Annotated in this window: 21 protein-coding genes and 5 tRNA genes; 25 read left to right on the top strand and 1 reads right to left on the bottom strand. The window is 37.8% G+C overall.

Annotated elements, in window-relative coordinates:
• The first annotated feature begins 16 nt into the window (after window positions 1-16).
• From CCAL9328_RS06700 to CCAL9328_RS06655, 10 genes are all read left to right on the top strand, one after another.
• Window positions 17-505: a DUF2603 domain-containing protein gene (locus CCAL9328_RS06700; protein ID WP_169972243.1), complete on the top strand. Its 489-nt coding sequence runs from the start codon at window positions 17-19 to the stop codon at window positions 503-505.
• Window positions 498-1859: an oxygen-independent coproporphyrinogen III oxidase gene (hemN, locus tag CCAL9328_RS06695; protein ID WP_170000298.1), complete on the top strand. Its 1362-nt coding sequence runs from the start codon at window positions 498-500 to the stop codon at window positions 1857-1859. Before CCAL9328_RS06700 ends, hemN begins: the two co-directional genes overlap by 8 nt.
• Complete coding sequence (locus CCAL9328_RS06690; RefSeq protein WP_170000297.1) at window positions 1859-3109, top strand: (Fe-S)-binding protein; 1251 nt, start codon at window positions 1859-1861, stop codon at window positions 3107-3109. Before hemN ends, CCAL9328_RS06690 begins: the two co-directional genes overlap by 1 nt.
• Window positions 3110-3187: 78 nt before the next feature.
• Window positions 3188-4900 carry a TolC family protein gene (locus CCAL9328_RS06685; RefSeq protein ID WP_169937753.1) on the top strand — a complete coding sequence of 571 codons (1713 nt, stop codon included), beginning with the start codon at window positions 3188-3190 and terminating at the stop codon, window positions 4898-4900.
• A gap of 6 nt (window positions 4901-4906) precedes the next feature.
• Complete coding sequence (locus CCAL9328_RS06680) at window positions 4907-5572, top strand: transglutaminase-like cysteine peptidase (RefSeq protein ID WP_169937755.1); 666 nt, start codon at window positions 4907-4909, stop codon at window positions 5570-5572.
• Window positions 5569-7515 (top strand): bifunctional diguanylate cyclase/phosphodiesterase, encoded by a 1947-nt coding sequence (locus CCAL9328_RS06675; RefSeq protein WP_170000296.1) that lies wholly within the window; start codon window positions 5569-5571, stop codon window positions 7513-7515. Before CCAL9328_RS06680 ends, CCAL9328_RS06675 begins: the two co-directional genes overlap by 4 nt.
• A gap of 5 nt (window positions 7516-7520) precedes the next feature.
• On the top strand, window positions 7521-9659 hold the full coding sequence (locus tag CCAL9328_RS06670) for a type I secretion system permease/ATPase (protein ID WP_170000295.1): 2139 nt from the start codon (window positions 7521-7523) through the stop codon (window positions 9657-9659).
• A gap of 2 nt (window positions 9660-9661) precedes the next feature.
• Window positions 9662-11095, top strand: a complete 1434-nt coding sequence (locus CCAL9328_RS06665; protein ID WP_170000294.1) for an HlyD family type I secretion periplasmic adaptor subunit — start codon at window positions 9662-9664, stop codon at window positions 11093-11095.
• Window positions 11095-11619 (top strand): DUF5416 family protein, encoded by a 525-nt coding sequence (locus CCAL9328_RS06660; RefSeq protein ID WP_170000293.1) that lies wholly within the window; start codon window positions 11095-11097, stop codon window positions 11617-11619. Before CCAL9328_RS06665 ends, CCAL9328_RS06660 begins: the two co-directional genes overlap by 1 nt.
• Complete coding sequence (locus CCAL9328_RS06655) at window positions 11591-12217, top strand: helix-turn-helix transcriptional regulator (RefSeq protein WP_169937765.1); 627 nt, start codon at window positions 11591-11593, stop codon at window positions 12215-12217. The genes CCAL9328_RS06660 and CCAL9328_RS06655 overlap by 29 nt, the downstream gene beginning before the upstream one ends.
• 23 nt (window positions 12218-12240) lie before the next feature.
• Here CCAL9328_RS06655 and CCAL9328_RS06650 read toward each other — a convergent pair whose 3' ends face one another.
• The gene (locus tag CCAL9328_RS06650) at window positions 12241-12489 is read right to left on the bottom strand and encodes a hypothetical protein (RefSeq protein ID WP_194239036.1); all 249 of its coding nucleotides are present in this window, start codon (window positions 12487-12489) and stop codon (window positions 12241-12243) included.
• A gap of 160 nt (window positions 12490-12649) precedes the next feature.
• Between CCAL9328_RS06650 and CCAL9328_RS06645 the strand changes: the two genes are divergently transcribed.
• The 15 genes from CCAL9328_RS06645 (at window position 12650) to rpoC (ending at window position 26477) form a co-directional block, all read left to right on the top strand.
• Window positions 12650-12725: transfer RNA gene (locus tag CCAL9328_RS06645), tRNA-Thr, on the top strand.
• Between the two features lie 54 nt (window positions 12726-12779).
• Window positions 12780-12864: transfer RNA gene (locus CCAL9328_RS06640), tRNA-Tyr, on the top strand.
• A 7-nt stretch (window positions 12865-12871) separates the two neighbouring features.
• A tRNA-Gly gene (locus CCAL9328_RS06635) sits at window positions 12872-12948 on the top strand.
• Between the two features lie 126 nt (window positions 12949-13074).
• Window positions 13075-13149, top strand: a tRNA-Thr gene (locus CCAL9328_RS06630).
• Window positions 13150-13222: 73 nt separating this feature from the next.
• Window positions 13223-14422, top strand: coding sequence for an elongation factor Tu (tuf, locus tag CCAL9328_RS06625; RefSeq protein ID WP_169937767.1), 1200 nt, complete (start codon window positions 13223-13225; stop codon window positions 14420-14422).
• 57 nt (window positions 14423-14479) lie between these two features.
• Window positions 14480-14638, top strand: coding sequence for a 50S ribosomal protein L33 (gene rpmG / locus CCAL9328_RS06620; RefSeq protein WP_169937769.1), 159 nt, complete (start codon window positions 14480-14482; stop codon window positions 14636-14638).
• 14 nt (window positions 14639-14652) lie between these two features.
• Window positions 14653-14728: transfer RNA gene (locus tag CCAL9328_RS06615), tRNA-Trp, on the top strand.
• Window positions 14729-14743: 15 nt separating this feature from the next.
• On the top strand, window positions 14744-14923 hold the full coding sequence (secE, locus tag CCAL9328_RS06610; protein WP_169937771.1) for a preprotein translocase subunit SecE: 180 nt from the start codon (window positions 14744-14746) through the stop codon (window positions 14921-14923).
• 16 nt (window positions 14924-14939) lie between these two features.
• Window positions 14940-15470 carry a transcription termination/antitermination protein NusG gene (gene nusG / locus CCAL9328_RS06605; RefSeq protein ID WP_169937773.1) on the top strand — a complete coding sequence of 177 codons (531 nt, stop codon included), beginning with the start codon at window positions 14940-14942 and terminating at the stop codon, window positions 15468-15470.
• Window positions 15471-15482: 12 nt separating this feature from the next.
• Window positions 15483-15908: a 50S ribosomal protein L11 gene (gene rplK, locus CCAL9328_RS06600; RefSeq protein ID WP_169937774.1), complete on the top strand. Its 426-nt coding sequence runs from the start codon at window positions 15483-15485 to the stop codon at window positions 15906-15908.
• A gap of 62 nt (window positions 15909-15970) precedes the next feature.
• Window positions 15971-16672: a 50S ribosomal protein L1 gene (gene rplA, locus CCAL9328_RS06595; RefSeq protein ID WP_169937776.1), complete on the top strand. Its 702-nt coding sequence runs from the start codon at window positions 15971-15973 to the stop codon at window positions 16670-16672.
• Window positions 16673-16835: 163 nt separating this feature from the next.
• Window positions 16836-17321 (top strand): 50S ribosomal protein L10, encoded by a 486-nt coding sequence (rplJ, locus tag CCAL9328_RS06590; protein ID WP_169937778.1) that lies wholly within the window; start codon window positions 16836-16838, stop codon window positions 17319-17321.
• 20 nt (window positions 17322-17341) lie between these two features.
• On the top strand, window positions 17342-17716 hold the full coding sequence (gene rplL / locus CCAL9328_RS06585; protein WP_169937780.1) for a 50S ribosomal protein L7/L12: 375 nt from the start codon (window positions 17342-17344) through the stop codon (window positions 17714-17716).
• A gap of 120 nt (window positions 17717-17836) precedes the next feature.
• Window positions 17837-21976: a DNA-directed RNA polymerase subunit beta gene (gene rpoB, locus CCAL9328_RS06580; RefSeq protein WP_169937782.1), complete on the top strand. Its 4140-nt coding sequence runs from the start codon at window positions 17837-17839 to the stop codon at window positions 21974-21976.
• Window positions 21969-26477 carry a DNA-directed RNA polymerase subunit beta' gene (rpoC, locus tag CCAL9328_RS06575; RefSeq protein ID WP_169937784.1) on the top strand — a complete coding sequence of 1503 codons (4509 nt, stop codon included), beginning with the start codon at window positions 21969-21971 and terminating at the stop codon, window positions 26475-26477. The genes rpoB and rpoC overlap by 8 nt, the downstream gene beginning before the upstream one ends.
• Window positions 26478-26533 lie beyond the last annotated feature (56 nt).

The following is a 26533-nucleotide window of genomic DNA, read 5'->3' as shown; positions in this document are numbered from 1 at the left end:
TTGAAATGAGAAAATAATGAGTGAAAAAAATAAAAATCCACTGGCTAAAATCAACGAGATTAGCAGCTCACTTGGTATTAACGAGGATGAGAGAACGATATTTGAGATAGTGCCGACTGATAATCCAAACGAGCGTGCTTTAAATTTAAAAAGTGGCTCTTGGGATGGTGTTGAGCCTTGGTTTGGTATCGATGAAAACCAAAATTTACACACGATGGTTTCGATAAAATCCCTTTCGCAGATGATCGAAGCCTTTCGTAAACTGCAAAAAGAAAATTTTGATCTAAAGCTTGAAAAGACGATTTGGCAGAATGTTCCGATTGATTTTAGTGATGTTTGGGTTGTGGCTATGGATGAGATAAAACGCATAGCAACGAAGAAAAATGAGAAAAATTTTAGTGTTGATATTGAGAAATTAGTAAAAAACATAAAAAAAGATCATCCGAATTTATTTGTCGATATGAGCGAGATGATGAAAGCAGCTAGGAGTAAATTTAATGATTGATTTTGACGCATATGTAAAGTATTCACGCCCTGGGCCAAGATATACAAGCTATCCGACTGCGCTTGAGTTTAGTGATAAATTTGACTATAAAGCATATATAAACGAGCTTGAAAATCGCGATAAATCAAGACCTCTTTCGCTTTATTTACATCTTCCGTTTTGTAGAAGCGCCTGTTATTTTTGCGGTTGCAATGTAATTTATACAAGTAAAGAGGATAAAAAAGAGAGATATATCGAGTATCTGGCAAAAGAGCTTGAGCTTTTATCACGTCATCTTGACACAAGTGCGCCTGTGCTTCAGATGCATTTTGGTGGCGGTACTCCTACTTTTTATAATGCCGAACAACTTGATAGAATAATCCGTCTTATAAAAGCTAAATTTCCAAATTTTATGAGTGAGGCGGAGATTAGCTGCGAGATAGATCCTAGATTTTTAACCGATGAGCAACTTGATGTGCTTGTCTCGCATGGGTTTAACCGCATAAGCTACGGCGTGCAAGACTTTGATGAGAAAGTGCAAAAGGAAATTCATAGGATACAGCCTTATGAGATCACTAAAAATGCTGTAGACATGGCACGCGCAAAAGGTATAAACTCAATCAATATGGATCTTATTTATGGACTTCCTTATCAAACACTTGAGAGCTTTAAAACTACGCTTGATAAGGCTTTGACGCTAAGTCCTGATAGGCTGGCGGTGTTTAACTATGCTCATGTGCCGTGGATTAAAAAGTCAATGCGTAAATTTGATGAAGCTACGCTCCCAAGCCCAAAAACCAAACTTGAAATTTTAAAATACACGGCCGAGTTTTTTATCAAAAACGGCTATAAAATGATAGGCATGGATCACTTTGCAAAGCCAAATGACGAGCTTTTTGGCGCGCTTGCAAACGAGACTTTGCATAGAAATTTCCAAGGCTATACGACAAAGGGAGGAGCCGATCTTATCGGTATAGGACTAACCAGTATAGGTGAGGGCAAGCGCTACTACGCGCAAAATTATAAAGATATGGACGAATACGAAAAGGCCCTTGATAGCGGAATTTTACCTTACGCAAAGGGTGTTTATCTAAACGATGAAGACCTGCTTAGAAAGGCTGTTATAATGAGCCTGATGAGTAACTTCGCGCTTGATATAAAAGCGGTTGAAGCGGAGTTTAAGATAGACTTTTTTGATCACTTTAATGGGGAGCTAAAAGAGCTTGAGAATTTGAGTGAATTTGTTAGCGTTACGCCCGATAAGATCAGCGTAAACGAGACCGGCACACTCATAATCCGCAATATCGCTATGTGTTTTGATGAATATATGATAAAATTTAAAGATAGTAAAAATAGCTTTTCAAAGACGATATGATGTTTAAATTTAGTGAAATTTCAGACAAATGTGTAAAATGCGGCAAGTGCATACAGGTTTGCACTATCCACAATATAAATAGCGATGAGGTAACGAGCCCAAGGGGTTTTTTGGATCTTTTAGGCGCTTACGAGCGAGGTGAACTCAACCTTGATAAAAATGCAAAAAATATATTTGAGAGCTGTTTTTTATGCACCAACTGCGTAGATGTCTGCCCAAATTCCTTACGCGTGGATACGGCGATAGAAAATGTCAGAAAAGATCTAGCAAATAAATACGGCATAGCTTGGTATAAAAAGGCGTTTTTCTGGTTACTTCGCCACCGAGCTATAATGGACTTTTGCGCTAAAATGGGCTATGTCTTTCAAAGCTGTGCATTTAAGATAAAAGAGAGCACGATGACGCCACGCTTTAGCCTGCCGATGGTAAAAAAAGAGAGGCTATTTCCGACCGCTAAAGGCAAGAGCTTTTTAAATTCACATGAGGAATTTATAGATAACGGTGGCGAAAAGACGATAGGAATATTTATCGGCTGCATGGGAAACTACGCATACACAAGCATTGGTGAGAGCTTGCTAAAAATAGCTCGTGAGCTAAAATTAAACGTGCATTTGATGAAAAAGCAAGCATGTTGTGGCGCACCGGCGTATTTTACGGGTGATTTTGCGACGGTTGAGGTTTTGGCAAAGAGAAATATTGAGTATTTTGAGAGCCTAAATGATAAGATAGATGCGATAATTATCCCTGAGGCGACCTGTTCTGCGATGGTTAAGGTTGATTACGAGCATTTTTTCCATGATAATGACGAGTGGCGAGAGAGAGCCAAAGAGATAAGTAAGAAAATTTTCCTAGCCACCGAGTATCTTGAGAAAGAGACAAATTTGGCGCAAATTCTGGCAAGCAAAGGCAAAAGATTAGAGAGTGTGACGTATCATGATGCTTGTCATGCTAGAAAAATGCAAGGAGTTTATAAAGAGCCTCGTAAACTTTTAGCGCAAAATTACGATATAGTAGAGATGAGCGATCCAAATGAGTGTTGTGGATTTGGCGGAGTGACGATGCAAGCGGAGAAGTATCATCTAAGTCGTGCGGCAGGACAAAGAAAAGCCGCAATGGTAAATGATACCAATGTGAAATTTGTAAGCGCCGAGTGCAGTGCTTGTAAGATGCAAATTTCAAATGCGCTTCACATACACGGCTCAAATGTTAAATTTGAAAATCCGATAGATCTGATCGCGGCGAATTTGTAAAATTCAAACGAATTTATGTATAATTGGGCATTTTCGTATATAAAATGCCTATAAATTTTTAGAAAAAAGGAAATTTCTATGAAAAAGATATTTATCGTAGGAATGATAGTTGCGGCTACGATTTCTTCCGCTAAAGACCTAACGTATAGGGTGTTTTTAGGTGCGTTTACCCAGTCTGAAAACGAGACTAAGCTAACTAACGTAAAACAAAATATAAAAGATATAATTTCACAAGACGAAAGACTTAGTTTTGGCAGTTATGCTGAAAATGGCAGGGAATTTCTTTACGTCGATACTTCTGCAATCTCGGCCTCTGAAGCAGATAATATACTAAAAAACCTAAGAGCGACACCTGGCTATAGCGACGCTTACATGAAGATCAAAAGTGAAAATTTTACAAATTTAAGCAAAACCGATATCGCTGATACCAAGAAAGCTAAAGAGAGCTTTTTGGTTCAAACTAGTCAATCAAATTTTGCCTCAACACAAACAAATGGCACTGATAAGAATAGTGCAGTAACGCTAAATGAAGTTATAAAAACCGTTCTTAGTGAAAATCCAAGCTTAAAAGAGACGGAGTATAACTACCTTCAAGTTGGTAAAGATCTAAATATCGCCAAAAACGCCTACTATCCAACGCTTGATGCTCAAGCTTCGGTTGGGCATGAAAGAAGACGCTTGGATAATGATACGAACACAAGAACCGGCAACGGTAGAATTTCAAGCGCAACACTTACTTTAGTTGAAAATTTATACAATGGCGGAGCCGATAAAAATAGGATAAATTCTCAAAGCGCGCGTCTTGACTCTGCTGCTTATAGCGTGGCACAAAGAGCCGACAGACTTGCTCTTGAGATGGTAAATGCTTATGTTGAAGTTATAAAAACTAAGAAAATTTTAGACATAGAAGACTTAAATGTTAAAAATCACGAAGAAATTTACTCACAGATAAAAGATAGGGCACAGTCTGGATACGGTATAGCTTCAGAAGAGCGCCAAGCAGGATCTAGGTATACCTTGGCGCAGTCAAATTATATTTCTGCGGCAAACAATTATGAAGATGCAGTTTCTACTTTTGAGAGATTATACGGTAAAAAGCTTTTTGCTCAAAATTTAATCGAGCCTGAATTTAATATACCTCTACCGACCAACGAGCAGGCGGTCTATGATAGAGCTTTACTATGCAACCCATCTCTTTTGGTTCAAAGATCAAATGTTGCGATGGCGGAGTCTGTGGTGAAAGAAAAAAATGCACCGTTTTTACCAAAAGTAGATCTTGTGGTATCTGGCGGGTATGATCATACTGATGTGTTATATAATAACTACGAAGATCAAAGCGTAAATGCGCTTGTGAGGTTTAACTATAACCTTTATAATAAAGGAAATGATAAGCTAGACAAAGAAAAGAGTCAGCTGGCTGTTAGACAAGAGCAGCAAGCTCTTGAAACCCTAACAAGAGAGCTTAGAGAGTCGCTTAAGTTTTCATGGCAAAGCTATGAACTCGAGCAAAAAAAGATGTCGTATCTTGCTCAACACGTCGAATATGCAAAGGCAACGCTTGACGCATATCAGGACGAATTTAAGATAGGTCGTCGTGATCTTATAAATTTACTTGATGCAGAGAGTGAGTATAACACTGCGTTAAAAGAGATTATCAATACCGAAACGGCTTTAATCTATGCAAAATACAGACTTCTTGATAATATGGGTTTGCTAGCTGATAGCTTTGAGCCGGGATTTGCTAAAAGATATATTCAAGGTGCTTGCAGTATCCAAAATGATTTAAAGTAAAAATTTATGCCTAAAAAGGTAAAAAATTCTTTAGCAAGAGCGTTTTTAGCGGCTCTTGCCTTACTATTTTGCGTTAGCGCCATAGGCGAATTTATCCAGTCAACAACTATAGCTAATGTTTCTAAGATATATGGCGAAAATGCCAAAAGACGAGTTGTAGCGCTAAATGCCTTAATGAATTCACTCAAAAACGAATCCGAGCAAGAAAAATTAAAAAAAGTAAATGAATTTTTTAACTCTTTAAGATGGGCTAATGATATGGAAGTTTGGGGCAAAAAGGATTATTGGGCTACTAGGATGGAATTTTTAGGCAAAGGGGCCGGGGATTGTGAGGACTTTGTTACGGCAAAGTATTTTACTCTAAAACAGCTTGGTGTTCCTACGAGTAAGCTTTATTTTACCTATGTTAAAGCTCTTAAATTTAACCAAGCACACATGGTGCTTTCTTATTATGAGACACCAAAGTCGGTGCCGCTTATCTTAGATAATATCAACGGTAATATCAAAATAGCAACACAAAGAACAGACCTAGCTCCGGTCTATAGTTTTAATGGTGATTCGCTTTACCTTGCAAAACAAGAGGGGCTTGGGCAGGTTGTTCCTGGTGGAAACAAAAAGCAAAATCCAAAATGGATGGAATTAATAGACAAAATGAAAAAAGAGGGACTATGACACTTTTTAAACAGATAATAATAGCTACGACACTGTTTAGTTTCGTGATATTTGGCGCGGTTGGGTATTTAAATTTTAAAAGTCTAAATACCTACATAGCAGACCAACTTGGAGCAAATGCAAGACATACTGCAAATTCGCTAGGACTTGCGCTAAAGCCTGTTATAGATCCTAACGATATGTCTATGGCGGAGACTATGATAAATTCCATGTTTGATAGTGGGTATTATCAAAATATCACACTAAAAGGCGTGGATGATGAAATTTTGATCGAGCGAGCGCAAGATATACAAGTCGTCAGTGTTCCGGAGTGGTTTTTAAATTTAACCAAATTTACGGCTCCTATCGAAAGCAGTGAGATAATGACTGGTTGGACGAAATTTGGCACGCTTTATGTTCAAAGCAGTGCAGGACTTGCATACTATGAGCTTTATAACAATATGAAAGAGATGTTTGGCTTTTTGCTGGCAATGATGGTTTTGGCTATTTGTGCGACTTACTTTGGGCTTAAAACGATATTTAGACCCCTTGTTAAGGTGCGAAATCAAGCCGAGGCCATACTTGATAATAAATTTTTGATCCAAGATAAAATTCCTTTTACCACCGATCTTCGTCAAATGGTTTTGGCTATGAACTCCATGGTTGCAAAGGTGCAAGATATATTTGAGCAAGAGGCAAAAACACTTGATAGATACCAAGAACTCCTTTATAAAGATGCTCTTAGTGGCATGTATAATAGACGTTATTTTCAGACTAAATTTAACGAATACATCGCAAGTGAGGAGTATTCAAGCGGATCTATGGTGCTTTTGAGCTTTAAAGAGCTTGCAAATTTGAAGAAGAATTTAGGTTTTGAAAAATGGCAAAGTTTTGTTATCAAGATAGCAAATATCTTAGAAACTGAGCTTGAAGATAGCAAATACAGCGGTGTTGCAGCACGGTTAAACGATGATGACTTTACGCTTTTAATGCCCGCGGTAACTTCAAGCGGTGTTGCTACTTTGATTGAAAGTATCATGAAAGAGATTAAAAAAGAGAGTGAGAATTTTGATATAGATCAAAACGAGCTTTTAGTAAATGCCGCGATAGTTGAATTTAAGCCAAATTCTGGGCTAAAGACCATCCTAACTACGGCAGACATAACTCTTGCAGATGCAAAAGAGCTTGGAAATTTCAAATACAAAATTTTCAAAGATGATAGTGCAGCGCTAATTATAGGCAAGGAAAAATACCGCGATCTAATATCAAAATCCATGAAAAACGATAAATTTAAATTTGCTTCTCAAAAAGTGGGTGATGAAAATGGATTTGAACAATACGAACTTTATTTACGTCTTGTTGATGATGAGGGCAAATGGCAGTCGGCGAGCTACTTTATGCCGATGGTTAAGGAGCTTGACTTAAGTGCGACGCTTGATCTTCATATATTAAATAGAATAGCTGAAATTTTACCAAATAAAATTTTACCAAACGGCTCGCTGGCTATAAATTTAGGTAAAGAAATTTTAACTTCACAAGATAGTTTTATTAGGCTTGAGACGGCTCTTAAAAGGATAAGTGCAAATTCTAAATTTAAAAACTATATAGAAATTCCAAATAAAGACGATATGAGTATACAAAGCATTGTTAGATTAACGCAGAAATTAAAAGAGCTTGGCTTTGGCTTTGGCTTTGACCATTTTGGGCTTGATGCAAAAAGTATAGAGAAATTAAAAATTTTAAGCCCGGATTATGTTAAAATTCAAGCAGGCAACATCATAGACTTCTTTAGCGAAAACGGCAGTGAGCAAACAAGACGTTCACTTGAAGTTATAATGAGTTCAAAAGGCATAAAATTAATTGCTATCGGCGTTGAAAACGAGGAGCAAAAAAACAAGCTAATCGAGCTTGGCGTTATAAACATGCAAGGATTTTATATAGATGAGATTAAAAATATCGGATAGTGCCCATGAGTAATGAGAAGACAAAAGACGAGCTACTTCAGTGTTTGGTTATATTTACCAAGCTTCATAACAACCCTTATAGTGCCGATGCGCTAACTACCGGACTTCCTGTTCAAGACGGAGAAGAGGTTGAGCTTTTTTCGATCGATGGCTCTAAGTCTCTTTTTTCTCGTGCGGCTTCTAGAGCCGGCTTTTCTTCAAGTATAGTTAAAAAACGCATAGAAGAAATTTCTTCTTTAGTTTTGCCTTGTATCTTGATGCTTAGGGGCAAAAAGGCATGCATACTTCAATCGATTAGTGCTGATAAAAAACGAGCAAAGATAATAACTCCCGACTCAAGTTCTGGCACAAATGAGATCGAGATAGATAAGCTTAAAGACGAATACCTTGGTTATGCTTACTATCTAAAGCGTAAATTTACTCCAGAGGATACAAATGCAACTCGTCTTGTGGATACGGGTAAAGAGCATTGGTTTTGGGGCACGATAAAGCGTTCTAAAAAAATTTACATCGATGTTATTTTGGCTAGTTTACTGGTAAATTTATTTGTTCTAGCAACTCCATTGTTTACAATGAATGTTTACGATAGAGTTGTGCCAAACAACGCAGTAGAAACACTTTGGGTCTTGGCTCTTGGCGTGGCGATAATTTACATTATTGACTTGTTTTTAAAATTTATACGCTCTTATTTTTTAGAAGTTGCCGGCAAAAAGAGTGATATTATCATGAGCTCGATGCTTTTTGAGCGCGTTATGGACATGAAATTTAGCAACAAGCCAAAGTCAGTGGGCTCATTTGCAAACAACTTGCGAGAATTTGATACGGTTAGAAATTTTTTCTCATCAGCCTCTATTGCCGCACTTGTGGATCTGCCTTTTGCTTTTATATTTTTAGTGGTTACGTATTTTATCGGTGGATATTTAGTGCTTGTGCCTATTATTATTATAATTTGCATACTTTGTTATACATTTTTTATAAAAGATCCTTTGCAAAATGCCATAAAAAGCACTTTTGAAGCCTCGGCTGCTAAAAACGGAATTTTGATAGAGAGTTTAAGTAGTCTTGAGACGATAAAGACTTTGGGTGCCAACGGGCATATTCAGTGGCACTGGGAAGAGGCAACGGGCGAGATAGCTACTAGAAATATCAAATCAAAAATGATAACTACCTCTATCACGACTGTTACTACGTTTTTGGTTCAACTTAATACCATTGCTATCATTGTTCTTGGTGTTTATATGATAGAGGCTGTTGAGCTTACCATGGGTGGGCTTATAGCCTCAGTCATGCTTGCCTCAAGGGCTATCGCACCTATGGGGCAAGTAGCTTCGTTGGCGGCAAATTTCGAGCAGACAAAGACCGCTTACGCAAGTCTTGATAAGATAATGCAAATGCCTGTTGAACGCCCGGAAGGAAAGAAATTTGTAAGAAGAAATTCTTTTGAAGGAAAGATAGAATTTAAAAATGTAAGCTTTACTTACCCGGACACTACAAAAGGATCACTTGATAGGATAAATTTTGTTATAAGACCAGGCGAAAAGGTAGGTATCATAGGCAAGAACGGCTCAGGAAAAACAACCATACAAAAGCTTATTTTAGGTCTTTACTCGCCAACTGACGGTTCTGTTTTAATTGACGGTATAGATATAAACCAAATCGATCCTGCAGACCTTAGAAGAAATATCGGTTATGTTCCGCAAGATGTTGTTTTATTTAAAGGCACCGTTCGTGAAAATATCGTACAAAAAGCACCTTATGTAGATGATATACAAATCATCAAAGCAGCCAAAATCAGTGGTATTGACGAGTATGTAAATGCTCATCCCCTTGGATTTGACATGCCTGTCTACGAAAGAGGCGACGGCATAAGCGGTGGTCAGCGTCAAAGTATAGCGGTGGCTAGGGCTTTTTTGCTTGATAGCCCGATCGTTTTGCTTGACGAGCCGACAAATTCGCTAGACAACACGGCAGAAAACAAGCTAAAAATAAATTTAAAATCAAACACAGTCGGAAAAACCATGTTGTTGGTAACACACAGAACATCTATGCTTGAGCTTGTAGATAGACTAATAGTTATCGATAACGGTAAAATTTTACTAGACGGTGTAAGAGATGATGTTTTAGCAAAACTTGGCGGGAAGTAGATATGCAAGAAAAAGAAAATGTAAAAATAAGACAAGATCATATCAAAAATCAAGAGTCGGCTTGCGAAGAAATTCTTAATAGTATAAAAAATATAAAAGGCAATATTCAAAAAAACGAATATGACTCAAACGATCTAAAATTTATGTCAAGCCTTTCAGAAGCAGTCCTTGCAAGAACCCCATCAAGCTCTAAGATGTTGCTTTATGTAATAGGCGCAACGATATTTTGGCTTTTGGTTTGGGGGTCACAGGCGCAAATCGATGAGATAACAAGAGGAGACGGTAAGATAATACCATCCGGCAAAAACCAAGCCATTCAAAATTTAGAAGGCGGAATCATCGAAGAAATTTTAGTAAAAGAGGGTGATGAGGTCAAAAAAGATCAGGTTATAGTCAAAATAGATAATAAAAATTTCGTAAGTAGTTATGGTGAGTCACAGCTTAGATTCAATGAGTTGATGGCGAAATTTTTAAGACTTGATGCCGAGTCAAACGATACAACCTTTGTATATGACGAGGTTAGAGATGCGAATAACACAAAAGCTATACAGTATGAGATAAGTCTACATAACTCAAATATGGAGCATCTAAACGAACAGATAGGAATTTTAAACGAGCAAATCGCCCAACGCGAAAACGAGTTGGTTGAGCTACAAAACAAGATCGAGCAAGCTCAAGCAGGATATAACCTCACGCTTAAGGAAAAAGCTATCATGGATCCGGTGTTTAAAAAAGGGCTTGTTAGTCAAATAGAATACATTCAATTACAAAAAAAGTTAAGCGACTTAAAAGGCGAACTTGATGCGTCAAGACTAGCCGTCCCGCGCGTAGAATCAACCATAAAAGAGGCTAGAAACAAAATAACCGAAGCAAGACTTGCCTTTAAAAATAAGGCCAAAGCCGAGTTAAACGAAGTTTCAGCTGAGATAGCCCGTATAAGTGAGTCGCAGATAAATTTAAGTGACAGAGTAGATAGGACAAATGTTCGCTCTCCTGTAAACGGTATCGTAAGCAAGCTTATGGTACATACGGTATCAGGTGTTATAAAACCAGGTGAAAACATCGCAGAGATCGTGCCGCTAGAAGATAAGCTTATAGCAGAAGTCAAGGTAAAACCTGCCGATGTGGCGTTTTTAAGACCGGGACTTGAAACGATGGTTAAATTTACGGCTTATGACTTTAGTATATATGGGGGATTAAAGGGCGAGGTTATGCAAATAAGTGCAGACACCGAAACTAACGAAAAAACAGGAGAAAGCTACTATCTTGTTCGTATAGAAACTGAGAAAAATTATCTAGGTAGCGAAGAAAAACCTTTGCGCATAAAAGTAGGTATGATAGTGTCGGCAGATATCATAACCGGTAAAAAGACCGTGCTTGACTATCTTTTAAAGCCGATTTTAAAGGCTAAAAATAACGCATTAACGGAAAGATAATGAGAAGTGCTTTTTATGATTTTAATTTTAACGAGTGTGAAATTTTAAAACCTTTAAATTTGAGAGAATTTGTTATTATTAAACATGAAAGTGGTTGCGATCTTGTGGATGAAAGCATAGAAGAGTTTGTATTTGCGGATTGCGTAAAAAATTTTAGCGAGCTTACCGTTAGTGAAAGTAGCAACTTATTTGATGGTTTAAAGATAAAAGATGAGATCATAAAAAGCCTAAAAATAGTCATAAAAGGCTATAATGAAAGCACCGATAGTATAAATTTTGACCTTGATAAGATAAATTTAAATGCTCCGTATAGATATGCGATAACGAGCAATGGCTTTGAGATGAGTATGGCCTTAAATGAAAAAGCTGATCGAGTAATTGATTTTTTACGTAGCATAGAGTGTAGTTTTGACGATGGCTATAAGCATGATGTTTTGATATATATAAATGATGAAATTTTATGCAGTAATGCAAACTGCGATAAAAAGGTGCAAGATGAAGATAGTTTTACTCACGCAAAATAGATCGTTGCAAAATTTATGGCAGGGATATGCATTAGCCAAAGATATAAAATTTGTAAATAGCAAAAGAGATTTTTTAAGTGCGTTAAACCAAGAAGATCCGGATATCGCCATAGTTGATGTGGCAACTATCAAAGGAAGTGCTAGTGAATTTATGCTTGAAATTTTTGATTTTTGTGCCAAATTAAGAATTTTATTTATTGCAAATGAGCCAAAATTTGCTCAAGGTAAAGCACTTTTAACGCTTGGAGCAAAAGGATACGCAAACTCTCACATGCAAGAAATTCACGTAAATGATGCTATAAAAACTATACAAGAAGACAAAGCGTGGCTTTATCCTGAGTTTATCCAGGAGATGATAACAGAAATGACTAGCGGTCAAAAAAATGATTTAGAAGTAAATGAATCCAGTCTTGCAAATTTAAGTGAACGCGAAAAAGAGATGGCGCAACTCATATATGAAGGCTTGAGTAATCAAAAAATATCAGAGCAAACAGGTATAACCTTACGCACGGTAAAAGCCCACACTGCTTCTATATATAATAAATTAGGCGTGAAAGATAGGATAGGGCTTGTTCTTTTAATGCAAAAGAACAGCTAAATTTATATAATAAATTTGAAAAACTAGTCTTCCAAATCAATATCTATTTTTTCTAAATTTGTATTTATGCTTTTTGTGTTTTCGCGTATGTCGTGTTTATTTTCTTCTATGAGGGCTCTGTTTTTTTCTATGAGATTGCGATTTTGTTTTATGCCTTCGCTATTTTGTTCTATTAATTTACTCAGTATGGTTATTTTTTTTTCATATCTTATCATCAAAAAGTATATCGCGTAAATTAACATTAATATAATAATCCATGGTAAAAATTGCATTATGTCGTCCTTTTTTAAAAATTTAAATGTTATTATATGGCTTTACTTTTTAAAAAAAATTAAATTTTTATTTTTTCGCAAAAAAATATAAAAAATGCAAAAATAGCCTTGACTTTTAATTTTATTTCATGTATAATTCCCACTTCACAAACAGTGGGGTGCTGGTGTAGCTCAGTTGGTAGAGCTACTGCCTTGTAAGCAGTGGGTCGGCGGTTCAAGTCCGTTCACCAGCTCCATTTTTTGTAACAGTGTTTGACCAGAAAAACCAAGCAATACTTTTTTAATTAAAGGGTGAGATACTCAAGCGGCCAACGAGGGCAGACTGTAAATCTGCTGACTATGTCTTCCGTGGTTCGAATCCACGTCTCACCACCATGCTATTGCGGGAGTAGCTCAGTTGGCTAGAGCATCAGCCTTCCAAGCTGAGGGTCGCGGGTTCGAGTCCCGTTTCCCGCTCCAAGATTGGATATCAGACTGGGAGCTGTATAGTTATTTTTATTACCTAACACAGTATTCAGTTTATAGTATCCAAAAGTTTAGTTGTTTGTATTGTTAAGCAAAAGTCGTCTCAGCCAAGCGTTAAACGCTCATATGGCTCAGAGGTAGAGCACTTCCTTGGTAAGGAAGAGGTCGCGGGTTCAAGTCCCGCTATGAGCTCCACTGGTTTATACGACATTTGGCTGCAAGATAATGCAAATTTAAAGATGAGACACATATCATAACGGAGGAAAAGATGGCTAAAGAAAAATTTTCACGCAACAAGCCACACGTAAACATCGGTACTATCGGTCACGTTGACCATGGTAAAACAACTTTAACAGCTGCTATTTCTGCTGTTCTTTCAAGAAAAGGTCTTGCTGAGCTTAAAGATTATGATAATATCGATAACGCTCCAGAAGAGAAAGAGCGTGGTATTACTATCGCAACTTCACACATTGAGTATGAAACTGAAAATCGCCACTATGCACACGTTGACTGCCCAGGCCACGCCGACTATGTTAAAAACATGATTACAGGTGCTGCACAAATGGACGGTGCGATTCTAGTTGTTTCTGCTGCTGATGGCCCAATGCCACAAACAAGAGAACATATCCTACTATCTCGTCAAGTTGGCGTTCCATACATCGTTGTTTTCATGAACAAAGCTGATATGGTTGACGATGCTGAACTTCTTGAATTAGTTGAGATGGAAATTCGTGAACTTCTAAACGAATACAACTTCCCGGGCGATGACACTCCAATCGTTGCTGGTTCAGCACTTCAAGCTCTTAACGAAGCCAAAGAAGGTAAAGATGGTGAGTGGTCAGCAAAAGTTATGGAGCTTATGGCAGCAGTTGATAGCTATATTCCAACTCCTGTTCGTGCTACAGACAAAGACCTTCTTATGCCTATCGAGGACGTTTTCTCAATTTCAGGTCGTGGTACAGTTGTTACAGGTAGAATCGAAAAAGGTGTTGTTAAAGTAGGTGACACTATTGAGATCGTTGGTATCAGAGACACTCAAACTACTACAGTTACAGGCGTTGAGATGTTTAGAAAAGAGATGGAGCAAGGCGAAGCTGGCGATAACGTAGGCGTTCTTCTTAGAGGTACTAAGAAAGAAGACGTTGAGCGCGGTATGGTTCTTTGTAAGCCAAAATCAATCACTCCTCATACAAAATTTGAGGGCGAGGTTTATATCTTAACTAAAGAAGAGGGTGGTCGTCATACTCCATTCTTTAACAACTATAGACCACAATTTTATGTAAGAACAACAGACGTTACAGGTTCTATCACACTTCCTGAGGGAACTGAGATGGTTATGCCTGGTGATAATGTAAGAATTTCTGTTGAACTTATCGCTCCTGTAGCTCTTGAAGAGGGTACACGTTTTGCGATCCGTGAGGGTGGTAGAACAGTTGGTTCAGGCGTTGTTTCTAAAATACTTGCATAATTAAATTAATAACATTAAAGAGCGACTTGTTCGCTCTTTTAAATTTAAGGAATTTTGATGAGAATTAAAGTTGGTTTAAAATGTTCTGAGAGTGGTGATATAAACTATACTACTACAAAAAATAGTAAAACTACAACAGAGAAGTTAGAGCTAAAAAAATATTGTCCAAGACTTAAAAAGCATACTGTTCATAAAGAAGTTAAGCTAAAAAGTTAACGGAAAATACCATTAGGGCAATAGCTCCAACGGTAGAGCGCTGGATTCCAAATCCAATGGTTGGGGGTTCGAATCCCTCTTGCCCTGCCATCATTAAGGTTAAAAATGGAAAAAATAATAAATTACATAAAGTTATCTAAGCTTGAAATTGTGAAAGTGATATTTCCTACAAAAGAACAAGTAAGGAATGCATTTATTACCGTTTTTATTGTTGTTACTGTGGTGTCTCTTTTTTTAGCTTTGGTTGACGCTATTATGTCATTTACTCTTTCTAATGTAATTTAAAAGAGAGGATAGATTAATGGCGCACAAATGGTATGCTATTCAGACATATGCCGGTAGCGAGATGGCTGTTAAAAGAGCTATAGAAAATTTAGTAAAAGATCATGGTATTGAGGAGCAATTAAAAGAAGTAATCGTTCCAACAGAAGATGTGATTGAGATAAAAAACGGAAAACAAAAAATAAACGAAAGAACTCTTTATCCTGGTTATGCCTTTGCAAACCTAGATTTAGATACAGCTCTTTGGCATAAAATTCAATCATTGCCAAAAGTTGGAAGATTTATCGGTGAGGCAAAAAAGCCAACACCTTTAAGCGACAAAGATATTAATACGATTTTAGAAAAAGTTGAAAAACGTGCTGCACCTAAACCTAAAATTTATTTTGAAGATGGCGAGAGTGTTCGTATAACGGAAGGTCCTTTTGCGAATTTTACAGGTATTGTAGAAGAGTACGACATGGTTCATGGTAAACTTAGACTAAATGTTTCGATATTTGGTAGAAGTACACCGGTTGATATTTTGTATTCACAAGTTGAGAAGATAATTTAAGGAGATTAGTTTATGGCTAAAAAGGTTATAGGCGAAATAAAATTGCAAATTGCTGCAACTAAAGCAAATCCAAGCCCACCTGTTGGTCCAGCTCTTGGTCAAAAAGGTGTAAATATTATGGAGTTTTGTAAGGCATTTAACGAAAGAACAAAGGATATGGTAGGTTTTAATATACCTGTTGTTATCACTGTTTATGCAGATAAAAGCTTTACTTTCATCACAAAACAACCACCTGCAACTGACCTTATTAAAAAAGCTGCTGGTATAACAAAAGGAACAGATAATCCTTTGAAAAATAAAGTCGGCAAACTCACCAAAGCTCAAGTGCTTGAGATAGTTGAGAAAAAACTTGTCGATTTAAATACAAAAGACAAAGAGCAAGCTGCTAAGATCATCGCTGGTTCAGCTCGTTCTATGGGTGTTGAAGTAATCGACTAATGGCCCTTACCGCCGGGTTGTATATCAGAAGGCGGAAGCACTTTAAAATGCGGAGAAATTTAATGGCAAAAAATACTAAAAGATTTCAAGAACTACTTAAAAAAGTAGAAGATAAAAAAAACTACAATATTTCTGAAGCTATTGATACTGTTAAAACACTAGCTTCTGCTAAATTTGACGAGACTGTCGAAATAGCTCTTAAGCTTAACGTTGACCCAAGACATGCTGATCAAATGGTTCGTGGTTCAGTTGTATTACCAGCAGGAACCGGTAAAAAAGTTCGTGTTGCAGTTATTGCAAAAGACGCTAAAGCCGATGAGGCTAAAGCTGCTGGTGCTGACTTGGTTGGAGCAGAAGAGATTATAGAGGACGTTCAAAAGGGAATTATAAATTTTGATGTTCTTATTGCTACACCTAACCTAATGGGTGTTTTAGGTAAAGTAGCTCGTGTACTTGGACCAAAAGGTCTTATGCCAAACCCAAAAACAGGAACAGTTACTATGGATGTAGCTCAGGCTGTTAATAATGCAAAAAGCGGTCAAGTAAATTTCCGTGTTGATAAACAAGGAAATATCCATGCTGGTCTTGGCAAAGTAAGCTTTTCTAAAGAGCAACTTCTAGAAAATATTTCAACTTTTATTAGAGCAATTAATAAACATAAACCTGCCGCTGCAAAAGGCAGATATGTTAAAAATGCTGCACTATCGCTTACAATGAGTCCATCTATCTCACTTGATACTCAAGAAGTGATGGATCTTAAATAATAAAAATTTAAAAAGAGTCTTTATGGCTCTTTTTCCTAAAATAAAAGCCTGAATTTGTAAATCCAAATTTAGACTTTTATTTTAGATTGGAGATGGCCGAGGTCTTCTGACTTAATCGATTCGACCCGCTCTGCCTGAAATTACCGGTCGGAAAGGAGAAAATGTGACACGTAACGAGAAATCTGAAGTTATAGCTAAGCTTGAGACTGAATTTAAAACTGCTGAAGCGATCGTAGTTTGTGACTATCGTGGCCTTACAGTAAAAAAACTTGAAGTTTTAAGACAAGCTGCAAAAGAGCAAAATGTTAAAGTTCAAGTTGTTAAAAACACTCTTGCTAACATAGCTCTTAAAAACGTTGAAAAAGACGGCATGGATCTTAAAGATACAAATATCTATGTTTGGAGCGAAGATCAATTAGCTGTAACAAAAGTTGTTGCTAAATTTGAAGAAACCAACTCTGAATTTTTCAAAATTAAAACAGCTTACATAGATGGTGAAGTTGCAAGCGTTGAGAAAGTTAAAGCTCTATCAAAGATGCCAAGTCGCGACGAGCTTATTGCAATGCTTCTACAAGTTTGGAATGCGCCAATTCAAAATTTCACAATTGGATTAAATGCGCTTAAAGAGAAAAAAGAACAATCAGCATAAAAATATATAAGGATAATAAAATGGCAATCACTAAAGAAGACGTATTAGAGTTTATCTCTAATCTTTCAGTACTTGAGCTTTCTGAGCTTGTAAAAGAATTCGAAGAGAAATTCGGCGTTAGCGCTGCTCCTGTTATGGTAGCTGGTGCTGCTGCTGGCGGTGCAGCTGAGGCAGCTGAAGAAAAAACAGAATTCAACGTAGTTCTACTTGATGGCGGTGATAAGAAAATCAACGTTATTAAAGTTGTTCGCGCTCTTACAGGCCTTGGTCTTAAAGAAGCTAAAGACGCAGTTGAGCAAACTCCTTCAGTTCTTAAAGAAGGCGTTAGTAAAGATGAAGCTGAAGCAGCTAAAAAAGAGCTTGAAGAAGCAGGTGCTAAAGTCGAGCTTAAATAATTTCATTTTATTTGAGATTATTCAAAATTCAGAGAGGGAGAACACCCTCTCTTTTTTAAATTTAGATGCCTTATATAAAAAGGCTATACTTTCTTTCAAAATTACCACGAGGTAGATGCAATGTTAAATAGCTTATACTCAGGAAGTCGCTTAAGGGTTGATTTTTCAAATGTGCCACAAGAGATAGATGTTCCTAACTTACTACAGTTACAAAAAAAGAGCTTTGATAATTTTTTAAATTTAGACAACACTCAATCCGAAAGCGGAATTGAAAAAGTTTTTAAATCAATTTTTCCTATTCACGATCCACAAAATCGCTTAAGTTTAGAATATGTTAGCTCAGAGATCGGCAAACCAAGATATACGATTAGAGAGTGTATCGAAAGAGGTCTTACGTATTCTGTAAATTTAAAAATGAAAATCCGCCTAATCTTACATGAAAAAGATGAAAAAACAGGTGAGAGAATCGGCGTAAAAGATATAAAAGAACAAGAAATTTTTATACGTGAAATTCCTTTAATGACAGATAGAATTTCATTTATTATAAACGGCGTTGAACGTGTGGTTGTAAACCAACTTCATAGAAGTCCAGGCGTCATCTTTAAACAAGAAGAGAGCGCAACTGTCGTAAATAAACTAATAAACACTGCTCAAATTATCCCTGACCGCGGAAGCTGGTTATACTTTGAGTATGACACTAAAGATGTGCTTTATGTGCGTATAAATAAACGCAGAAAAGTTCCGGTAACTATACTATTTAGAGCGCTTGGATATAAAAAACAAGATATTATTAAAATTTTCTACCCACTCCAAACTTTAAGCGTTAAGAACAATAAATTTTTAACTCCGTTTAACCCTGATGATTATACAGGTAGAATTGATTATGATATAAAAGACGAGCATGGAAATGTAATCCATCAAGCCGGTAAGCGTCTTACTAAGAAAAAGGCGGATAAACTCATAGAAGATGGTGTTAAATGGGTCGAGTATCCTGTTGAAATTCTTATGAGTAGATATTTGGCGACTCCTGTTATAGATAAAGAGAGTGGCGAGGTTATATATGATACACTTTCTCAGCTTGATGAAAACAAACTGGCTAAAATTTTAAACGAGCAAGATAGTATTGAGATCATAAATAACCTAGCTTCTGGAGTTGATGATGCTATTATTAACTCATTCTTGGCTGACAGCGAAACCATGAAGCTTTTAAAACAAACAGAAGGTATTGATGATGAAAACGATCTTTCTGCGATTAGAATTTATAAAGTAATGCGTCCTGGTGAGCCTGTTGTAAAAGAGGCGGCTAAGAGCTTTGTAAATGATATATTCTTTAACCCTGAAAGATACGATCTTACAAAAGTAGGTCGTATGAAGATGAATCACAAACTAGGTCTTGATGTTCCTGAGTATGTAACCGTTCTAACAAGCGAAGACATAATAAGAACTGCAAAATATCTTATCAGAGTTAAAAATGGACAAGGTTTTATAGATGATCGTGATCACTTAGGCAACCGTCGTATCCGTTCTATCGGTGAGCTTTTAGCAAACGAGCTTCATCTTGGCTTTGTTAAAATGCAAAAAGCGATACGTGATAAATTTACAAGTTTAAGCAACAACACAGATGAGATAATGCCTTATGATCTTATAAATCCAAAAATGATCACGGCAACGATTATGGAATTTTTTACAGGTGGACAGCTTAGCCAGTTTATGGACCAAACAAACCCACTAAGTGAAGTTACACACAAACGCCGTCTTTCTGCGCTTGGCGAAGGTGGCTTAGTAAAAGAGAGAGCCGGTTTTGAGGTTCGTGACGTTCACCCAACTCATTACGGTCGTATTTGCCCTGTTGAGACTCCGGAAGGTCAAAATATCGGTCTAATCAACACTCTTTCAACTTATGCCAAAGTAAATGAGCTAGGTTTTGTTGAAGCACCTTATAAAAAGGTTGTTGACGGTAGAGTTACTGATGAGATTATTTATTTAACAGCAACACAAGAAGAGGGTAATGTAATAGCAGCTGCTTCTACAAAGCTAGATGAAAACGGTCATATTATAGAGGATTTGATCGAGGTAAGACGCGAAGGCGAAATGATGCTTGCACGTCGTGAGGAGGTTACGCTAATCGACCTTTGTTCTGGCATGATTGCAGGTGTTGCGGCTTCTCTTATTCCATTCTTAGAGCATGATGATGCCAACCGTGCGCTAATGGGATCAAACATGCAACGTCAAGCCGTGCCTTTACTTCGCTCTACTGCTCCTATCGTAGGAACAGGTATGGAGAGTGTTATAGCAAGAGATGCTTGGGAGAGCATTAAAGCTAAACGCGGCGGTGTTATTGAAAAGGTTGATAATAAAAACATCTTTATCTTAGGCGAGGATGAGGCTGGTCCATACATCGATCACTATTCGCTTGAGAAAAATTTAAGAACAAACCAAAACACGACTTTCTCACAACATCCGATAGTTAAAAAGGGTGAAGAGATAAAAGCGGGACAGGTTATAGCAGACGGATCAAGTATGGAACAAGGCGAACTTGCTATCGGCAAAAACGCACTTATCGCTTTCATGCCTTGGAATGGCTACAACTACGAAGATGCGATTGTTATTAGTGAAAAGATGATACGTGATGATGAATTTACAAGTGTTCACATCTATGAAAAAGAGATCGAAGCACGTGAGCTAAAAGATGGCGTTGAAGAGATAACAAAAGATATACCAAATATAAAAGAAGAGGATCTTCTTCATCTTGACGAGAGTGGCATCATTAAGATCGGCACACAGGTAAAACCTGGCATGATCTTGGTTGGTAAAGTATCTCCTAAGGGCGAAGTAAAGCCTACTCCTGAAGAGCGCTTGCTTCGTGCGATATTTGGCGAAAAAGCCGGTCACGTTGTAAATAAATCACTTTATGCTACGGCTTCAATGGAAGGCGTTGTTATAGATGTTAAAATATTTACTAAAAAAGGTCATGAAAAAGATAGTAGAACACATAAAGCTTACGAAGATGAAAAAGCGTTGCTAGAAAAAGAGCATCACGATAGACTTTTAATGCTTGATCGCGAAGAGATGCTAAAAGTTACATCATTGCTATCTAAAAATGAGCTTGTTAGTGACTATGAGATCAACAAAAAAGAGTATAAAAAAGGCGAAAAGATAAACAAGGCTGATCTTGAAAATATTAACCGCTTTACTCTAAATGCTGTTGTGAAAGCTTTCTCAAAAGAGATACAAAAGCAATACGACGATCTTAAAAACTACTTCCAAAACGAGAAGAAGAAGTTAAAAGAAGAGCATGATGCTAAGATTGAAATTTTAGGTAAAGATGATATATTGCCAAGCGGTGTGGTTAAACTTGTAAAAGTTTACATCGCAACTAAACGTAAGCTAAAAGTGGGCGATAAAATGGCTGGCCGCCACGGAAATAAAGGTATCGTTTCAAATATTGTTCCTGAGGTTGATATGCCTTATCTTCCAAGTGGACAGATAGTAGATATCGTTTTGAACCCACTAGGTGTTCCAAGCCGTATGAACATCGGTCAAATTCTTGAGAGCCACTTGGGTCTTGTCGGATATCGTCTTGGTGAGCAGATCAATGAAATTTTTGAAGCCAAAAAAGGCGAATGGATAAAAGATCTAAGAAATAAAATGATAGAGATTGCAAGTGTTTCAAAACTTATGGATGCTAAAAATGCTCTTGGCAAGATGAGTGATGAAAAATTACTTGAGTATGCAAAAGACTGGAGTAAAGGCGTTAGATTTGCAACACCGATATTTGAAGGTGTTAAACCTGAGGAATTTGCGAAACTATTTGAAATGGCTAAGATCGACAGTGATGGCAAAACAGAGCTTTATGACGGCAGAACCGGCTCTAAGATAAGAGAACGTGTTAATGTTGGTTGTATGTATATGTTAAAACTTCACCACTTGGTTGATGAAAAAGTACACGCAAGAAGCACCGGACCATACAGCCTTGTAACACAACAACCTGTTGGAGGTAAGGCACTATTTGGTGGTCAAAGATTTGGTGAGATGGAGGTTTGGGCGCTTGAAGCTTATGGCGCAGCGCACACTCTAAGAGAGATGCTAACGGTAAAATCAGACGATGTTGAGGGTAGACTTTCTGCATATAAGGCGCTTACACGTGGTGAAAATGTGCCTGAGACGGGAATTCCTGAAACATTCTTCGTTTTAACAAACGAGCTTAAATCATTGGCACTTGATGTTGAGATATATGATGAGGGAGAGGCAGATGAGTGAGTTAATACCTGTTGAGATAAAAGAAGAACGCAGACCGCGTGATTTCGAAGCTTTCCAGCTTCGTTTAGCAAGTCCTGATAGGATAAAGTCTTGGAGTCACGGCGAAGTCAAAAAGCCTGAAACCATTAATTATCGAACACTCAAGCCTGAGCGTGACGGACTATTTTGTGCTAAAATTTTCGGACCTATTCGTGATTATGAGTGCCTTTGCGGTAAATATAAAAAGATGCGCTATAAAGGCATTAAATGTGAAAAATGCGGTGTTGAAGTAACTAGTTCTAAAGTTCGCCGTTCTCGCATGGGGCACATCGAGCTTGTAACACCGGTGGCTCACATTTGGTATGTAAACTCACTACCAAGCCGTATAGGAACACTTCTTGGTATAAAGATGAAAGATCTTGAGCGTGTGCTTTATTATGAGGCATATATTGTTGAAAATTCAGGCGAAGCATTTTATGATAATGAAAACTCTAAAAAAGTTGAAAAATACGATGTCTTAAATGAAGAACAGTATCAGCTTTTAGCACAACGCTATGAAGAAAGCGGATTTGTAGCTAAGATGGGTGGCGAAGTTATTCGCGATATGCTAGCTGATCTTGATTTGATGGAAATTTTAACTCAACTTAAAATGGAAATCGAATCAACAAATTCAGAAGCTAAGAAAAAAACAATCGTGAAGCGCTTAAAAGTTATCGAGAGCTTTTTAAATTCAGGCAACCGTCCAGAGTGGATGATGATAACAAATTTACCGGTTCTTCCACCTGATTTACGTCCGCTTGTTAGTCTTGACGGAGGTAAATTTGCGGTTTCAGACGTAAACGATCTATATCGTCGTGTTATAAATAGAAACAGCCGTTTAAAACGCCTTTTAGAGCTTGATGCACCTGAAATTATTATAAGAAACGAAAAGCGTATGCTTCAAGAGGCTGTTGATGCATTATTTGACAATGGTCGTCGCGCTAACGCCGTAAAAGGTGCAAATAAACGTCCTTTAAAATCACTTTCAGAGATCATTAAAGGTAAGCAAGGACGTTTCCGTCAAAACCTACTTGGTAAGCGTGTTGATTTCTCTGGACGTTCGGTTATCGTTGTTGGACCACGTTTAAGAATGGATCAATGCGGTCTTCCAAAGAGGATGGCTCTTGAGCTATTTAAGCCACATCTTCTAGCTCGTCTTGAAGAAAAAGGCTATGCGACAACCGTAAAACAAGCTAAAAAGATGATAGAGGATAAGACTAACGAGGTTTGGGAGTGTCTTGAAGAGGTTGTTAAAGACCACCCTGTAATGCTAAACCGTGCTCCAACGCTTCACAAGCTATCTATCCAGGCGTTTCACCCAGTGTTAGTTGAAGGAAAGGCTATCCAGCTTCACCCACTAGTTTGTGCGGCTTTCAACGCTGACTTTGACGGCGACCAAATGGCTGTTCACGTGCCACTTTCACAAGAGGCGATAGCTGAATGTAAAATTTTAATGCTAAGCTCGATGAATATCTTACTTCCTGCAAGCGGTAAGGCAATAACCGTTCCGTCACAAGATATGGTTTTGGGAATTTATTATCTAAGCTTGGAAAAAACAGAAGCTAAAGGTGCAAATAAAATTTTCTCAAGCGTTGATGAAGTTATGATAGCCGAGGAAGCACACTCTTTAGAGCTTCATGCTAAGATAAAAACTATGGTAGATGGTAAAACGCTATTTACAACAGCTGGTCGCTTGATACTTCGCGCTATTATTCCTGATTTTGTTCCTGATAATATGTGGAATAAGATCATGAAGAAAAAAGATATTGCGAATTTGGTTGATTATGTTTATAAAAACGGTGGCCTTGAAGTAACGGCTGATTTCCTTGATAAACTTAAAAATTTAGGCTTTAGATATGCGACAAAAGCTGGAATTTCTATATCTATTGCAGATATCATTGTTCCTGATAGTAAAGAAAAACATATTGATGAAGCCAAGAAAAAAGTTCGCGAAATTCAACGCCAATACGGTGCAGGTCTTTTAACAGACTCTGAAAGATATAACAAGATCGTTGATATTTGGACTGATACAAATAACTCTGTTGCAAGCGAGATGATGAAGCTTATTCAAGGCGATAAGGGCGGATTTAACTCAATTTATATGATGGCAGACTCTGGTGCTAGGGGTAGTGCGGCTCAGATAAGACAGCTGGCAGGTATGCGTGGTCTTATGGCTAAGCCTGACGGTTCGATTATTGAAACGCCTATTACCTCGAATTTCCGTGAAGGTCTAAATATAATGGAATATTTTATTTCGACTCACGGTGCGAGAAAGGGTCTGGCAGATACCGCTCTTAAAACAGCCAATGCCGGTTACCTAACACGTAAGCTTATCGATGTTGCGCAAAATGTTAAGGTAACTATGCATGACTGCGGTACGCACGAGGGTGTTGAGATAACTGATATTACTGAAAACGGCGAGCTTATAGAAAGCCTTGAAGAGAGAGTTCTTGGACGTGTTCTTGCTGACGATGTGATAGATCCTATTACTAATGAAATTTTATTTAGCGAAGGAACATTGCTTGACGAAGAAAAAGCAAAAGTTATCGCAGAAGCAGGCATAAAAGCCGTAAGTATAAGAACGCCTATAACATGCAAAGCTCCAAAGGGTGTTTGTGCTAAATGTTATGGTATAAACCTAGGCGAGGGTAAATTGGTAAAACCTGGTGAGGCCGTAGGTATTATTTCAGCTCAATCAATCGGCGAGCCAGGTACTCAGCTAACACTAAGAACATTTCACATTGGTGGTACGGCTTCGACTGAACAGCAAGATCGCCAAGTTATAGCTCAAAAAGAGGGTTTCATACGCTACTATAACCTAAATACGTATGAAAATAACGGTAAAACAATAGTTGCAAACCGCAGAAGTGCAGCCGTGCTACTTGTTGAGCCAAAGATCAAAGCTCCAATTGACGGAAGGATAGAGATAGAATTTGCTCACGAAGATGTAAATATCGTGATTAAAGGCAAAAAAGAGGAGATAAAATACACTATCCGCAGAAATGACGTTGCTAAGCCAAATGAGCTAGCAGGCGTTAGTGGCAAGATAGAGGGTAAGATGTATCTTCCTTACTCAAACGGTGATATGGTAAATGCTAATGAAAGTATCGTTGAGATTATCAAAGAGGGCTGGAATGTGCCAAATCGTATCCCATTTGCAAGTGAGCTTAAGATCGCAAACGGCGAGCCTGTAACACAAAAAATTCCGGCTGGCGCAAACGGCGTTATTAAATTCTTCATCCTAAACGGTGATTATTTAGAGCGTCTTAAAGATATTAAAAAAGGTCATAAGGTTACTGAAAAAGGTCTATTTGTTATCGTTTCAGACAAAGATGGACGTGAAGCTGTTCGCCACTACATACCAAGAAATTCTATCATCCAGTTAGATGATAACGAAACTGTTGAGGCAAAAACACTTATAGCTCTACCTGAAAGTAACGATAGGCTCGTGATTGCTGAGTGGGACCCATACTCAACTCCTACTATAGCTGAAGAGGCCGGTGTTGTTAGCTTTGAAGATATCGATCCTGGTTATAGCGCTGCAGAGCAGTTTGATGAGGCAACAGGACAAAGTCGTCTTGTTGTCAATGAGTATCTTCCAAGCGGTGTAAAACCGACGATAGTTATAGCGACTAAGAGTGGTGGATTAATCAGATACCAACTTGAGCCAAAAACAGCGATATTTGTAAATGACGGAGCAGAAGTTTTACAGGCGGACATCCTGGCTAAAACTCCAAAAGCTGTTGCCAAATCAAAAGACATCACTGGTGGTCTTCCACGTGTTAGTGAGTTGTTTGAAGCAAGACGTCCTAAAAATACAGCTATCGTTGCAGAGATTGATGGTGTTGTTCGCTTTGATAAGCCGCTTCGTTCAAAAGAGCGCATAATTATAGAAGCTGAAGACGGTGCTACGGCTGAGTATTTGATAGATAAATCACGTCAAATTCAAGTAAGAAACGGCGAATTTGTTCACGCCGGTGAAAAACTAACTGACGGTCTTATCTCAAGTCATGATATTTTAAGAATTCTTGGCGAAAAAGCTCTTCACTACTATTTAATTAGTGAAATTCAGCAAGTTTACCGCCGTCAAGGTGTTGCGATCGCTGATAAGCATATCGAGATCATTGTATCACAAATGCTACGTCAAGTTAAGATAGTTGATAGCGGAAATACAAATTTCATCGTGGGAGATATGATCTCTCGTGCTAAATTTAAAGAAGAGAACGAGCGCATCATGAGAATGGGCGGCGAGCCTGCTATCGCCGAGCCTATACTTCTTGGTGTTACGCGTGCAGCAATCGGTTCAGATAGTGTTATCTCTGCGGCGTCTTTCCAGGAGACAACAAAAGTCTTAACTGAAGCTTCGATAGCGGCTAAATTTGACTATCTTGAAGATCTAAAAGAAAACGTCATACTTGGTCGTATGATACCTGTTGGAACAGGTCTATACAAAGATAAAAAAGTTAAAATCAAACAACTTTAAAATCTCAAGCCTCCCGTAAAAAGGAGGCTTTTTATTTAAACTCTACACTTTATACT

Source organism: Campylobacter sp. RM9328 (genome assembly GCF_012978615.1).
This window is presented reverse-complemented; position numbering and strand designations above follow the sequence as displayed.